Origin of the sequence: Silvimonas sp., assembly GCF_031291215.1 — a bacterium.
Taxonomy (GTDB): Bacteria; Pseudomonadota; Gammaproteobacteria; order Burkholderiales; family Chitinibacteraceae; genus Silvimonas; species Silvimonas soli.
Genome location: NZ_JARLJK010000144.1, coordinates 308,980 through 323,712, shown reverse-complemented (window position 1 = coordinate 323,712; position 14,733 = coordinate 308,980). Strand labels below are relative to the sequence as shown.

At 58.8% G+C, this 14,733-nt stretch carries 11 protein-coding genes and 1 pseudogene; 5 read left to right on the top strand and 7 right to left on the bottom strand.

Annotated elements, in window-relative coordinates; genetic code table 11:
- Positions 1-2 precede the first annotated feature (2 nt).
- Positions 3-1,829 (bottom strand): allophanate hydrolase, encoded by a 1,827-nt coding sequence (gene atzF / locus P4L78_RS20790; protein WP_309330445.1) that lies wholly within the window; start codon positions 1,827-1,829, stop codon positions 3-5.
- Between the two features lie 957 nt (positions 1,830-2,786).
- Positions 2,787-3,665, bottom strand: coding sequence for a LysR substrate-binding domain-containing protein (locus P4L78_RS20785; protein ID WP_309330443.1), 879 nt, complete (start codon positions 3,663-3,665; stop codon positions 2,787-2,789).
- A 110-nt stretch (positions 3,666-3,775) separates the two neighbouring features.
- Here P4L78_RS20785 and P4L78_RS20780 point away from each other — a divergent pair, with 110 nt between their 5' ends.
- Positions 3,776-4,981, top strand: a complete 1,206-nt coding sequence (locus P4L78_RS20780; protein WP_309330441.1) for an MFS transporter — start codon at positions 3,776-3,778, stop codon at positions 4,979-4,981.
- 517 nt (positions 4,982-5,498) lie between these two features.
- Here the strand turns inward: P4L78_RS20780 and P4L78_RS20775 are convergent.
- On the bottom strand, positions 5,499-6,812 hold the full coding sequence (locus P4L78_RS20775; RefSeq protein WP_309330439.1) for an aminotransferase class I/II-fold pyridoxal phosphate-dependent enzyme: 1,314 nt from the start codon (positions 6,810-6,812) through the stop codon (positions 5,499-5,501).
- A gap of 328 nt (positions 6,813-7,140) precedes the next feature.
- On the bottom strand, positions 7,141-8,445 hold the full coding sequence (locus P4L78_RS20770) for an MFS transporter (RefSeq protein ID WP_309330437.1): 1,305 nt from the start codon (positions 8,443-8,445) through the stop codon (positions 7,141-7,143).
- 119 nt (positions 8,446-8,564) lie between these two features.
- Between P4L78_RS20770 and P4L78_RS20765 the strand changes: the two genes are divergently transcribed.
- Together P4L78_RS20765 and P4L78_RS22970 are read left to right on the top strand one after the other, a co-directional pair.
- Entirely contained in the window at positions 8,565-9,401 is an 837-nt protein-coding gene (locus P4L78_RS20765; protein ID WP_309330435.1) for a LysR substrate-binding domain-containing protein, read from the top strand.
- A 193-nt stretch (positions 9,402-9,594) separates the two neighbouring features.
- Positions 9,595-9,804, top strand: a pseudogene (locus P4L78_RS22970) (NAD(P)-binding domain-containing protein); the annotation flags it as partial.
- Between the two features lie 24 nt (positions 9,805-9,828).
- Here P4L78_RS22970 and P4L78_RS20760 read toward each other — a convergent pair.
- From P4L78_RS20760 to P4L78_RS20750, 3 genes are all read right to left on the bottom strand, one after another.
- Positions 9,829-10,254, bottom strand: a complete 426-nt coding sequence (locus P4L78_RS20760; RefSeq protein WP_309330433.1) for a hypothetical protein — start codon at positions 10,252-10,254, stop codon at positions 9,829-9,831.
- Between the two features lie 99 nt (positions 10,255-10,353).
- The gene (locus P4L78_RS20755; protein WP_309330431.1) at positions 10,354-11,931 is read right to left on the bottom strand and encodes an ABC transporter substrate-binding protein; all 1,578 of its coding nucleotides are present in this window, start codon (positions 11,929-11,931) and stop codon (positions 10,354-10,356) included.
- 165 nt (positions 11,932-12,096) lie between these two features.
- Positions 12,097-12,633 (bottom strand): YaeQ family protein, encoded by a 537-nt coding sequence (locus P4L78_RS20750; protein ID WP_309330428.1) that lies wholly within the window; start codon positions 12,631-12,633, stop codon positions 12,097-12,099.
- A gap of 159 nt (positions 12,634-12,792) precedes the next feature.
- Here P4L78_RS20750 and P4L78_RS20745 point away from each other — a divergent pair, with 159 nt between their 5' ends.
- Both P4L78_RS20745 and P4L78_RS20740 read left to right on the top strand, forming a co-directional pair.
- Positions 12,793-14,052 (top strand): TIGR03862 family flavoprotein, encoded by a 1,260-nt coding sequence (locus tag P4L78_RS20745; RefSeq protein ID WP_309330426.1) that lies wholly within the window; start codon positions 12,793-12,795, stop codon positions 14,050-14,052.
- 63 nt (positions 14,053-14,115) lie between these two features.
- Entirely contained in the window at positions 14,116-14,673 is a 558-nt protein-coding gene (locus P4L78_RS20740) for a flavin reductase family protein (RefSeq protein ID WP_309330424.1), read from the top strand.
- Positions 14,674-14,733 lie beyond the last annotated feature (60 nt).

Below are 14,733 nucleotides of genomic sequence, written 5' to 3'. Positions count from 1 at the left end.
CCTCAAGCTTTGGCGGATTGCAGGCTGGCGATATAAGCGCGCCAGCCGCCGAATTCGGTAATGTCGCGTGCCTCGGCAATGGCCCATGGCTCGCAAATAAAGCCTTTCACGTTGCGGCCATCGGCCAGTTCCAGCGTGCCAATGCCCAGCGGGGCCGAAATCAGCGCCACAAAGCTGCCAAAGGCGGCGACCGGCACATCCCACAGTTCCAGCTCGATCGCCGCACCAGTCTCGCCGCGCACCAGACCCGGTTTGGGTGGCGTGGTATTGGCCAGCGCGTACAAGCGATATCTGGCGGAGGTATGCGTGCGCTCGACCAGCACGGCGTTGCGTTCCTGCAATTGGGTGTTCAGTGGCATGCCGGTGAGATGGGCACCTACCACGGCGACACGTACGTATTGATCACGCAGCGCAGTGACGGGCTCTTTGGATTGGGCGGGCAAAATGCGGCCAGTGGCACCGAGTGGCAGTGCTTGTTGTTGCTGCCAGCTGCGGCCAAACGTGGCAAGCGCGTCGTCTTGCCAAGCAGGGGCGAGCAAGGTGATGCCAAACGGCAGACCATCGCCACGCATTCCGGCAGGCACCGACAGCGCACACAAATCGGAGAAATTGGCGAAGTTGGTATAGGTACCAAAGCGCGAGTTGAGCGTGACCGGATCGGCCAGCATCTGTTCGATGGTGTAAATCGACGGCGAGGTTGGCACCAGTAGTGCGTCAAAGCCTTTGAGCGTTTGATTGATGATGCGGCTCAGTTCAGCGCGGCGATATTCAGCGCGAAAAGCATCCACGGCAGTGTATTGCTCGGCGCCTTCCATAATCGAGCGCACTACCGGGTTGATCGCATCCGGGTCATCGGCCAGCAAGTCTTCAGCGGCAAACACGCGCTCAGCCACAAACGGGCCCTGATACAGCAGATCGGCCAGCTCCAGGAAAGGCGCAAAATCAACCGGCACCAACTCCACGCCCATCTCTTGCAAACGGGTGCAGGCCGCCGCAAACAGCCGTGCGGATTCGGCATCGCCAAACCATTGCAGTTTGTCCGGGATGCAAAAGCGCGGCTTGGCATTCATGATCGCCGATGCGGGTACTGGCTCACGCGAGTACGGATCAGCCGCATCAAAACCACCGGCGATATGGGCGACGGTTTTGGCGTCATCAACCGTCAGGGCAAAGATCGAAACACAATCCAGCGTGCGACACGCTGGCACCACGCCCGCATTGCTGAGCCAGCCCTTGGTGGGCTTCAGACCGACGATATTGTTGAACCCGGCGGGTACGCGGCCCGATCCGGCGGTGTCGGTACCAAAGGCAACCGGCACCAACCCGCGCGCCACGACCGAAGATGACCCCGAGCTGGAACCGCCGCTGACATAGCGCGAGTTGAAGGTATTGGGCACCGCGCCATATGGCGAGCGCGTGCCATTCAGGCCAGTAGCAAATTGATCGAGATTGGTTTTGCCAATCAGGATGGCGCCAGCATCAAGCATGCGCTGAACCACCGTGGCATCAGCAGCGGCTTCATACGCAAATGCCGGGCAAGCAGCGGTAGTCTGCCAACCTGCCGCATCGATATTGTCTTTGGCGGCAAACGGCACACCAAATAACGGGAAACGGGACAAATCCCCATCGGCCACTTCCAGCCGCGCTTGCAAGCTTAATAACTGCACTTCGATCTGCGCGGGCGTGGCTTTAGCAATCCAGGCGTTATCGCTGGCTGGCAGTGCCGCCAGTACATGTTCAATAGCTGCGCGCGGCTGCATACCGCTTGCATATGCCGCACGCCATTCGGACAAAGTCCAGCCAGTTACCGGTAGAAGTGTTGCACCCATGTTTGTATTCCGTCTTGTATACATCGCACAAAGACAGAATGAGCAAGCGGTGTGCCAGAGAAACTAACCTGTTGATTATTATTGATATGTTATGAAAATCATGGGTTTATGACATGGATTATTCATATGGCATTGCACCATGTCATTACAGGAATCCCAAAAGATGCACCGGGATAATGCAAGGTTGGGAAAAGGTTTGGTAGGGGTGAGTTTCTAGAACGGGTACATGGTGGGTTGGGCTAAACCGGAAAACGCTTCATTACCTGAAAGGGGAGGCGAAACACTGTGCTGCTGACCTGATGGAGCTGTTTGTTGTTGCCATTGCTGGCAGCCAGCATTGCAACGGATTCCCGCCAAGGGGGTCGCGAATGACGAGGTAATGGATATGCCGGAGTGATTGCGGTTTGGGTCAGTTTTGTCCCGTAACCGGCCCAATAGCCCGGATGGAGCGCAAGCGGGGATCCGGGAGTGATGTAGGCAAAATTTCAAATGTCAGTGGATATTGGCGCGTTGCCCCGGATTCTCGCTGACGCTTCATCCGGGCTACAGGGGGTTTAGGTTTAGCTTGGCAAATGGTGGATTGTCGTGATGCTCTTTATCCCGACTTACCGCGACGAATCCATCTACGCGCCGATGTTTTAGGTTTTTTTTGGCTGGAAACAAAGCAACTGAACACGCCGACCGAGAGTCGGAGACCTTAGGCTCCGACCGACCGAGGGAACGCAGGATGCGCGCAAAGAACACTGGTCAACAGACGGTTTGCTTCGGCTTTTGACTTTGGGCCCCCTTGCGGCAGCGGGGTCGCCTTTCTTTGGGTTACTTTTCTTTGGCGACGCAAAGAAAAGTAACGTGCTCCCCGGCACCCCGGGGTATCAAACGCGTTTACAGCCCGTGCCGAAGGCACTAACAAAACAAGCTTTTAAAGTGACAGAACCACAGCAGCGGGTCGTATCCGCCCTACACCCCTTCCAACGCCTCCCTCACCATCCCCATAAACGCCACCGCCGCCGGTGTCGGATCATTCCCCCACACCGCATAGACCCGCCGCACCGGTCCGTCCTCCACCGGCACCATCGCCAGCTTGTCGCAGGCATCAAAATCAAACCTGGGTACCAGGCCAATCGCCAACCCACGCCGGACAATCCGCTCCAGCAGATCGATATGGCTGACCTCAAAGTTCACCCGCGGCTTAACCCCAGCAGCGGCAAAGGCTTCTGCGGTCTGGCGGCGAGCGCCGCTGTTGGCGTAGAAATCCACCAGCGGCGAGCCCACCAGTTGCAGCAGATTGATGCTGCTCTCCCGCGATAACGGATGACTGAGCGGAATAATCGCCACCAGATCCTCATCGGCAATGATCTGTTTGTTGACGCCTTCCACCCGCTCCCCCGGCCACAGCCCAAGAAACGCTACATCAGAACGTTCTTCGCGGACGTCGACCACCAGGTTCTCGCTCATGCCCTGATAAAAGCGAATATCCACATCCGGATAACGCTCATGAAAGCGGCCCAGCACGTCGACCAGATCAACATGAGTAAACGTGGAAATGGTGCCAACGGTGAGCGTGCCGCGCACGGTGCCACTGGCAGCGGCGACTTCGTCGCGGATGCGCGATTGGGCGCTGAGCATTTGCCGCGCCACCGGCAAGAACGCCTGTCCGGCCACCGTAAGCCGCACGCTGCGACTGGTACGCTCAAACAACTTGCTGCCCAGTTCGTCCTCCAGTTTGGCGATCTGGTGGCTCAGGGCAGATTGCACGGTGTGGCAGCGTTCAGCCGCGCGAGTGAAGCTTTGTTCTTCAGCAACGGCAACGGCGAATTCGATCTGGCGCAGGTTCATGATATCTATCTTAAATCGAGATCAATCCGATGAAAACCATGCATTGGCGTTATGTTTGAGCATGCTCGATACTGCGCCTCAAACAAGGGCACGTCACTGGATAAACACATATGAGTACCTCTGCACACCGTCTCAGCCCGGCTCTGGTCTGGCTGATGTCGTTTTCAACCGGGCTGGTGGTAGCCAGCAATTATTACGCGCAACCACTGCTGCATACGCTCGCCGCCACCTTTGATCTGACGCCAGCCAGCGCGGGCATCATCATTACCGTGGCGCAGTTGAGTTACGCCGTGGGCCTGCTGCTGCTGGTGCCATTGGGTGACTTGCTGGAGCGGCGTGCCATGATTGTCGGCATGACCATCCTGTGCGCGGGCGGCCTGCTGGTAAGCGCCAACTCGGCCAATCTGTCGCTGTTGCTCATTGGTACGTCCCTGGCGGCGTTGTTCTCGGTGGTGTCGCAAGTTCTGGTGCCATTGGGCGCGACGCTGGCCGCGCCGGAACAACGGGGCAAGGTGGTCGGCACCCTGATGAGTGGCCTGCTGCTGGGCATTTTGCTGGCGCGAACGGTGGCCGGTGCGCTGTCTTCGCTGGGCGACTGGCGCACCGTTTACTGGGTTGCGGCGGGCGTCATGCTGGTTACGGCGGCAGCGTTATGGCGCATGTTGCCGCATCACCACGAAACCGCCGGGTTGCCATATCACAAGCTGCTGGCCTCGGTATTCACGCTGTTTGTGCATGAACCGGTATTGCGCGTTCGGGCACTGTTGGGCGCATTCTCGTTCGCCATCTTCAGCGTGTTGTGGACATCCATGGCATTCCTGCTGGCGAGTGAGCCCTATCATTATTCCGATGCCACCATTGGCCTGTTCGGTCTGGTCGGCGCAGCTGGCGCGCTGGCCGCTAATGCCGCCGGGCGGCTGGCTGATCGCGGCAAGATGCATCACACCACCTGGGCCGGGTTGATCTTGCTGTTGCTGTCCTGGATTCCAATCGCCTTCGCTCGTGAATCCATTGTGGCGCTGTTGATTGGCATTCTGGTATTGGATCTGGCCGTGCAAGGCGTGCATGTGACCAATCAAAACGTGATCTACCGCCTGCGTCCGGATGCGCGTAATCGGGTTACAGCCGGGTATATGACCAGCTACTTTATCGGCGGATCGCTGGGGTCTTTGCTGTCGGCAGCGGCTTACTCGCATATGGGCTGGAACGGGGTGTCGCTGGTGGGCGCGTTGTTGAGTCTGGGTGGATTGGTGTCGTGGATGGTGTGGCGGCATGTGGGGAAGGGGCATCCGGCGTTGCAGGCCGCGGCCCAATGATTGGGGGTTGGCCTTCGTTGTTAGTGCCTTCGGCACAGGTGGGAAAGGCATTTGATACCCGGTGGTGACCGGGAGCACGTTTCATATGCAGAAGATACTTATCGTGCAACTTGCGTCGCCAAAAGAAAGAAACCAAAGAAAAGGCTACCCCGCTGCAACCGACACTTGCGTGATTTCGCATCATTGTGGGGGTACCCCAAAGGGGCACCCCGCTGCCGCAAGGGGGCCCGAAGTCAAAACCAAAGCAAGTCGTCTGCTGGCCAGATGTCTTTGCACGGCCAGCCGTTTTTTCGGTCGGTCAGCCCTGCAGCCCGGATGAAGGCCTGATAAATCGGGCCTAAACCGTAGGCGAGAATCCGGGGCGGCGATGGTCGGTCTCACAATTGCCTGTGGTTAATTTGCACATGGCAACCCCGGATTGCTGCGCGAATCCAGGCATACGAAATGCGTATATCTCACCACCAATAAAAAAGGGCGCCATCGGCGCCCTTTTGTTTCACGTGAAACTTGCGGTTAATCAGTCCGCCAGACCACGCTTCTTCAGTTCATTTTCCGCCACAGCCACCAGAGTCGCCAAAGCAATCCCTTCTGCGGCCAGCTTCACGCCATCCAGCGCAGGGAAGGTCGGGGCGATGCGGATGTTGGTGTCTTTCGGGTCATTGCCGTTCGGGAAGGTATTACCCGCTGGCACCATCGCCACACCGGCTTCTTCGGCCAGTTGCACGGTGCGTTTGGCGCAGCCTTCGCGTACGTCAAAGCTGATGAAGTAACCGCCGTCCGGCTTGGTCCAGGTCGCTACGCCACGGCCGCCCAGTTCACGTTCCAGCGCTTCGAGCACAGCGTTCACTTTCGGCACGATCAGCGCACGATGTTTTGCCATCAACGCTTCAACGCCCGCGAAGTCTTTCAGGAACTTCACGTGACGCAGCTGGTTGATTTTGTCCGGACCAATCGAGCGGAAACCCATGTTCTTGGTCAGCCACGATACGTTGGCCGGGGACGAAGCAAACAGCGCCAGGCCCGCGCCCGCCAGGGTGACCTTGGAGGTGGAGGCATACACAAAGGCGCGATCCGGATTGCCCGCTTTGGCGGTGGCTTCCAGGATGTTGGCGATTTCGTGCTTGGTATCGGTCAGATGGTGAACGGCGTAGGCGTTGTCCCAGAACAAACGGAAATCTGCCGCAGCGGTTTTCATCTTGGCCAAACGCTCAACCACTTCTGCCGAGTAGATATCGCCAGTTGGATTGCTGTACTTCGGCACACACCACATGCCCTTGATCGAGACATCTTCAGCGACCAGTTTCTCAACCAGGTCCATATCCGGGCCGGTGCCGGTCATCGGCACGGCGATCATGCGGATGCCGTATTGGGCGCAGATGGCAAAGTGACGGTCGTAACCCGGTGCCGGGCACAGGAAGGTGACCGCTTCAGCGGACCATGGCTTGCCGCCAGGTACGCCCTTGAGCAAAGCGTAGGCGATGGTGTCGTGCATCAGCGCCAGCGACGAATTCTCCGCCACTACAATTTGTTCTGCCGGTGCGCCCATCAATGGTGCGAACAGTGCACGTGCCTGCGGCAGGCCGTTTACGCCACCGCCATAGTTACGCAGATCGCCGCCGCCTTTGGCTTCGGTTTCATCCACAGCAGCCAACAGGCCATTGGACAGATCCAGCTGTTCGGCCGACGGTTTGCCACGGGTGGAATCCAGTTTCAGGCCGCGCGCACGGAACGCTTGATAGCGCTCGCTGGTTGCCGCGTGAAAGCGTTGGAGATCGTCGTTGTTCAGGCTGGCCAGTTCACCGGCTGGCAGCGCACCAGTTACGTCTTGCATTGCATCCTCGCTAAGTGGGTCGTTTACCGCAAACAGGCGATATGGTGCGCCAAACTGCGGGTAAAAGGCCAGTTTTACGATGAATTTTCTGGCCTTTTACCTGGGATTACGACCCGACCAGCGGTTTTATGCTGGGCCGCACGTTGGGCGCAAGGCGGAGGATGCGAATTTGCATACGACTTTGAAACACCTGTAGCCCGAATGAAGCCTTGACGAGAATCCGGGATTGCCACCCATCAGCAAGGCTCAATGGTCGCTTGAGCAGATCAATATTGCCGCCCCGGATTCTCGCTTCGCTTCATCCCGGCCACGGATGGTCATGGCGAGATTACACAACGCGCACTTTGGAGAGAACGCCGCTGATAGCCGCGTTGCGCACCGGTTTGGGCAGCACCGGCAAGGCTGCCAGAGCAAATATCCCAGCCAGCAACCACACCATCGGCCACGAAGAAAACAGCAGAATTGCCGGAATGCACAACGGCACTATGAAGAAGGCGATAAAGCACCCGGTATTGGCCAGCCCCAGCGCGGTACCGGCGCGGTTGGCGCCAGCCAGCGTGGCCAGTTCGGTATATGCCACGCCATGCCAGGCGGAAATGCAAATCCCGGCCAGTACCAGCGCGGTGATGATGACTGGCGTGGTGTAAAGCAGCCACTGCCCTTCACGTGCGGCAAACTGGACTATCGCCACCAGAATGGCAAAACCAGCCGCACTGAGCACGCTGCAAACGCGGATATAAGTGCGGCGATTCTGGTGTTTATCTGTCCAGTGGCCGCTCCAGACCCGCACCACTGCTGCGGACAACTGGATGGTCACCAAGGTGGCGCTTAGCGTCCAAGTGCTGACGTGGGCGAAGTCATGCAAAAACACCGTGGCAAAGGTCAGCACTGCCACTTGCGGCACGCACAGCAAGGTAATCGCAATGGCCACCCGCCAGATATTGGCATCGCGCAATGGGCCATGCGTGGGTTGCGCCACCCCATTTGTCGCAGCAGCGTGTTGGGTCACAGTGGGCGGTTCGTGAATCCAGAACCAGGCCAGCGTTCCCGTTATTCCGCCAAAGACTGCCAGCGCGATATAAACCGCAGCGTAACCGTGGGCCAGCGCTAGCGTTGGCAATATCAGTGCGCCCAAGCCACCGCCAGTGGGCACGGCGGTTTGCCGGATACTCATGGCGAGGCCACGTTCACCCTCGCGAAACCACGCCATGATGGCGCGACCGCTGGAGCCGTTCACACTGCCACCCAGCAGGCCCAGCACCAGCAGGCTACTCGCCAGTACCGACACGCCGGGCGCATGAAACGGGCCAGGGACCACCCAGACTGCCAGCGCCAGCAACCACAAGGCCGTAGCAAACAGCCCCAGCAACAATACGCGCCGATCTCCCCAGCGATCGGTCAGCAGGCCCCAGGGTAGTTCGCTAATGGCGACGCCCAAGCCCATCATGCCCAGCACCAGGCCCAATTGCGCGGTACTCAATTGGTACTGCGCGCGCATCACCACGGCAGTGGCCGGAATGCCGGCAAACGCGGCAGAGAAGGCGGCGTTGGCAGCCACACCCACGCCCAGTACTTTCCAGCGATGGCGGTGCCCGAGTTGGGCAAGTGCCGCTTGTGGCAAGTCAGGTTTCATTTTGGCCTCCGGGCGCGATGCAGGAATGATTCAGGCACCTATCGTCGCACTGACTTGCCATAACAAACAGATATGGATAACTATTTCAGTAATGAGTTTATGAAATCTATCGGACGATCATGAAAACACTGGATCTGGATGCCGTACACGCTTTTGTGCTGGTTGCGGACTTGCAAAGCTTTACCCGCGCGGCAGAAGTGCTCGATACCACGCAATCGGCCATCAGCCTGAAACTGAAACGGCTGGAAGCGCATCTGGAGCGCCGCCTGCTGGAACGCACGCCACGCCAGGTGCGTTTGTCGGTGGAGGGCACGGCGTTTTTGAACTCCGCGCGGGATTTGCTGGCCGCGCATGACCGGGCGTGGTCAGTGCTGCACGCGCCGCCGCGCCGTTTGCGTATCGGCATTAGCGATCACGTGGCCGGTGCGGCCTTGCCCAGCCTGCTGGCTAAAGTGAACACGCATGACCCGGCGCTGATCATTGAAGTGCGCATTGCCATGTCACAAGAAATTCTGGCGCTGTTTGATGCTGGCGAAGTGGATGCCGCCTTTGTGCTGGGCCACGGCGAACGGCGCGATGGCGAAGTGTTGTTCAGCGATGAAATGGACTGGTTCGGCCTGCCGGACTGGTCACATGAAACCACACTGCGCATCGCTACCCTTTCCAGCCCTTGCGGCTTGCGCAGTCAGGCAACCGAAGCACTAGATGCGGCCGGTATCGCATGGCAAGAGGTGTTTGTTGGTGGGGGCGTCAGCGCCGTAGCGGCGGCGGTAACCGCAGGGTTGGCGGTCGCGCCGCTGTGCGCGCGGGTAGCGCCTGCCGGGTCTGTGTCAGTGCGTGAACGCTTGGGGTTGCCACGGTTGCGTAAATCCAGCGTGAGTGTGTTTCGCAGCGTGAATGATGAACGTTCACGCAGCGCATTGAAGGTGATGGGCGCAGCGTTGAAAGCAGGGTAAGTGGTCGCTCCGTTGCCAAAGCGCTCATAAACAATGGGTACGCCGGAGCGCGCCCGGTATTCCAGGCTGCCATCCAGCCCTTTATTGGCGAGATTGCCAAAATGCGGCACTACACTGATACCGGACTGGCGTGGTCGCGCTGAATCAGGCGTCGAAACGGTACTTTTCAAATCTGCGTACGGAGCAAGTCGGCATGACACAACGAATTCTGATTATCGGTGCCGGGCAAGTCGGTACCATCCTGGGAAAAGCCTGGCTGGCCTGCGGGCATGATGTACGGTTTGGGGTGAGCGCCCCCGACAGCCCAAAACACGCAGAACTGCCGCGTGAACGACTACAACCGGCCAACGAGCGGCGTGATGCCGAGGTCGTTGTGCTGGCAGTGCCTTACCCGATTGCCCAGTCGGCGCTCACGGCCTTGGGCGATCTAACTGGCTTGATCGTGATCGACTGCACCAATCCACTGGCCATGGGCCCAAACGGGCTTGAGCTCACGCTCGGATTTGATACTTCGGCAGGCGAGCAAATTGCGGCAAGCGCCACCGGTGCCAGCGTGTTCAAGACCTTGAACCAGACCGGGATAGAGAATATCCCCCACGCGCACGCTTTTCAGCCCAAAGCCATGATGTTTGTCGCTGGGGACAACGAGGAACTCAAGCCCGTGGTGCTGCAACTGGTGGCAGACCTGGGTTTTGACGCAATTGACGCCGGTCCGTTGCGAGCCGCGCGCTTGCTGGAGCCGCTGGCCATGCTGTGGATCAACCAGGCCATGCAGCCAGGCCATCCGCAAGGATTTGCGTTTGCCCAAGTGCAGCGGGACTGTCGGCCTTCCGGTAATGGCACCGCCCGGCATGGCAGTGCGGTCATTGTTGGGAGAAGGCCCGCTGGGGCAGCCCTCGTCAATGAAGTTAGCGGTGGGCGAAGCCGTGTTGGCTCCCCCACCCCCACATCATCAATTCACCGATACACCCGCAAAATCCTGCCGCCCAAACGGGCTGACGTGGTAGCCAGTCACATTGGAACGCGTAATCGCATAGGCCGTCGGATAAGCCAGCGGCACCCACACCGCCTGATCAAAAATGATCTTCTGCGCGTTGCGGTAAATCTTTGTGCGCTGGGCCAGATCGGCGGTGCGTTTGCCGTCGGTAATCAGCTTGTCCAGTTGCGGATCGCAATAACGGGCAAAGTTGGTGCCCGACTGCACGGCGGCGCAACTGAATTGCGGCGTGAAGAAGTTATCCGGATCACCGTTGTCGCCAGCCCAGCCCATAAACAGCAGATCGTGTTCGCCCGCCTTGCCGCGCTTGATCAACTCGCCCCATTCAATGGTTTTGATGGTGGCTTTGATACCTACTTTGGCCAGGTCAGATTGCAATAACTCGGCGCCCGCTTTGGGGTTCGGGTTCAACACGCTGCCAGTTGGGCGCGTCCAGATGGTGGTCTCGAAACCGTTGGGTAGACCGGCTTTCTTCAACAATTCTTTGGCCTTGGCCGGGTCATAGTTGTAATCGCCCAGGTCTTTGTCAAAGCTCCAGGTATTGGGCGGATACGGGCGGCTGGCGTCTTGCGCGGTGCCGTCGAACACCACTTTCAGATAGGTTTTGGCGTCAAACGCGGTGTTGATGGCCTGGCGCACCAGCGGGTTATCCAGCGGCTTGTGCTGGCTGTTGATGGCCACAAACGCGGTCATGAAAGCTGAGTTCTCCACCACTTTCAGATTCTTGTCGCCCCGCGCGGCCTGGATATCCAGCGGCTTGGGCGCCAGCGCAATCTGGCATTCGCCGGCTTTGATCCGCTGCAGGCGCACGGTGGCGTCTGGCGTAATCGCGTAGATCAGTTTCTCGGCTTTGGGCTTGCCGCCGTAATACGCCGGGTTGGCGTCGTAACGGATCACCGCATCTTTCTGGAAGCTCTTGAGCACAAACGGCCCGCTGCCGACCGGCTTGGTGTTCAGGTCACCGGCTTTGGCCACGCCCAGCTTGTTGGCGTATTCCGCCGAATAGATCGAGGCAAAACCCATGGTCAGCGTTTGCAGGAAGGTGGCGTCCGGGTAGTTCAGCTGGAACTGCACCGTGTTGTCATCGACCTTTTTCACGGCCTTGACCAGTTTGGGCAATTGCAGCGATTGCGCGGTAGGGTAGCCGTTGGGCGAGGTCTTGTACCAGGCGCTTTGCGTGTTGAGCATGCGATCAAACGTGAACACCACGTCATCGGCATTGAGCGTGCGCGCGGGTTTGAACCAGTCAGCGGTGCCAAATTGCACATCTTTGCGCAGCTTGAAGGTCCAGGTTTCGCCATCGTCGCTCACTGACCAGCTCTCGGCCACGCCGGGCACCACCTTGCTGGTCGTAGAATCGTAATCGACCAACCGGCTGAACAGCACATCCGCAGAAGCGTTAGTCGTGACCAGCGAGTAATACTGGACGAAGTCAAAGCCTTCGGGATTGGCGTCCGTACATACGGTCAGCGGTTTGGCCAAGGCCAGTGCGGGCAAGGTGGTAACGAGCAACGCGAACGTCTTCAGGCGCATCAGGATCTCCGGCAGGTTTTGAATTATTTTGATCGGGTATCGGACAAGCTTACGGGATAGCGCCGCCAAACCCAAAGAACCAAACCATTTCAACATATGCCCTGATTGCCCATTTCCCAAGGCGCGCATATTCGCCCAGCTACGGCACAGCAGCGTTTTATGGCGTTACTTCAATGTGCGCAGCACTACCTGGATATTGTCTTTATCGGTAGACATCCAGATTTCACCGTCCTGGATCGTGCATTGCAGTTGCATGGTGCGCTCGGCCAGATCGGCCAATGCGGTCAGCGTGGCGGGGTCTAGCGTCACCACGTGCAGGTTGTCGAAGCGGTTGATCTCGGAAGCATTTTTGCCAAACCAGATATCCACCGCCGAACCGCCATAAGCGTAAATCCACGCTTGATCGGCACGCTGCGCGGCGCGCTTGATGCGCTTTTCGTCCTGCACGCCCAGATCAATCCACAATTCGATGTCATCGGTCAGCGTGCGCTGCCAGATCGACGGGTCTTCTTCGTCGCTAATGCCGCGACCAAACTCCAGTGTTTCTGAAGCGTGCAGCGCAAACGCCAGCAAGCGCAGCATCATGCGCTCGTCGGTTTCGGAAGGATGGCGGGCGATGGTCAGGTTATGCGTGCCGTAGTAGCCGCGATCCATATCAGCAATCGACAACTCGGCTTTGAAAATGGTGGATTTAAGCGCCACTGCGGCTCCGGCCTGAATCAGGTGTAAGGGGTGAGAAGTGCGGCAGTTTACTCGCTGCCAGCCTTTCTGCGCAGCCCAAGGCACGACCAGTCAGCGGGCAAGCCGGTGCGGGCTGTAGAATACCTGCTTTGAAACATGCCTTGATCCGGATTTTTCTCCATGCCTGCATCCCCTTCTTCTGTTGTGGCAACGCCTGTAGTGGCCATTATTGGCGGCGGCCCGGCTGGCTTGATGGCGGCCGAGGTCATTGCCGCCAGCGGCGCGAGAGTCATGGTGTTTGATGCCATGCCCTCGGTTGGACGCAAGTTTTTGCTGGCGGGCGTGGGCGGCATGAATATCACCCATTCCGAGCCGATTGGTCCTTTCCTGCAACGCTATGACCAGCGCAGTTCCGCACTGACACCGCTGATCTCGGCGTTTACGCCCGATCAGCTACAAGCCTGGATTCATGAACTGGGCATCCAGACCTTTGTCGGCACCTCCGGGCGGGTTTTTCCCAAGGAAATGAAAGCCGCGCCACTATTGCGGGCGTGGCTGCACCGGCTTAAAGAATCTGGCGTGAGTTTTCATGTGCGTCACCGCTGGCTCGGCTGGGACGATTCCGGTGGCCTGCGTTTCGCCACTGCTCAGGGCGAGCAGATCATCAAGGCTGACGCGGTGGTGCTGGCATTGGGTGGCGGTAGTTGGTCCCGGCTCGGGTCGGACGGCGCGTGGGTGCCATTGCTGGCCGAGCGCGGAGTCGAGATCGCCCCGCTGCAAGCGTCAAATTGCGGGTTTGACGTGGGCTGGACTCCGATATTTGCGGACAAATTTGCCGGGGTTCCGCTCAAATCAGTGGCATTGTCGTTCACCAGCGCCAGCGGTGAAACCCACGCCAAACCGGGCGAATTTGTGGTGACACAAACCGGCATCGAAGGCAGCCTGGTTTATGCATTTTCGGCCCGCATCCGCGACCAGATCAACCAGCAAGGCAGCGCCACCATTTATGTCGATCTGGCGCCGGGTCGTAGCCTGGAACGAGTCACCACCGAAGTCGCCCTGCCCCGCGGTTCGCGCTCGTTATCCAGCCACCTGCAAAGCAAACTGGGCATTACCGGTGTCAAAGCGGGTTTGCTACGCGAAATGCTGAGCAAGGAAGAATTCGCCAATCCACTCAAACTGGCCCGTACCATCAAGGCGCTGCCAATTCGCCTGACCGCTCCGCGTCCGCTTGATGAGGCGATCAGTACCGCCGGCGGCATTACTTTTGAGGCCATGGACCGACACTTGATGCTGCAGCGCTTGCCCGGCGTATTCTGCGCTGGCGAGATGCTCGATTGGGAAGCTCCCACCGGCGGCTATCTGCTGACAGCCTGCTTTGCCAGTGGCCGCGCGGCAGGTAGCGGCGCGGTGCAGTGGCTGGCGCAAAAGCACACTTGATCCCGCCACTTGTTACCCCACAATACGTAAAGAACCTTCACTGCCGATTTCTGGATTGAACACATGCACACTCCGGTCGAACTCGCCAAATCCTACCGCCTGCTTAACCACGGCCCCACCGTGCTGGTCACCAGCGCCCACAACGGCCAGCACAACGTGATGGCCGCCGCTTGGGCCATGCCGCTGGATTTTGACCCGCCCAAAATGCTAGTCATTATCGATAAAGCCACCCTCACCCGCGAGTTGGTCGATGCCTCAGGCGAGTTCGCGTTGAACATTCCCAGCCGGGCACTGGCGGCGCAAACGTTGGCAGTTGGCTCCAGTTCTGGCCGCGATGGGGACAAATTTGCCAACAGTGGCCTGCAGTATTTCGCCGCCAGCAAAATCGGCGCGCCGCTGGTGGAAGGATGCCTGGGCTGGCTGGAATGCAAGGTGATCCAGGAACCGCATAATCAGCAGACTTACGACATGTTCATCGGCGAAGTCGTAGCCGCCCACGCCGACCCACGCGCATTTGAAAACGGCCATTGGCAGGCGGAGGAAGACCCGCAACGCCGGTCGATTCATTACATTGCGGGTGGGCAGTTTTTTGCGACGGGCGAGGCGTTTGAGGTGAAGTAATCGTAGTACAGGAACATTGTATGGGCGGCTTGGCGAGCCCCTGGACCGGAGCGAATGCGG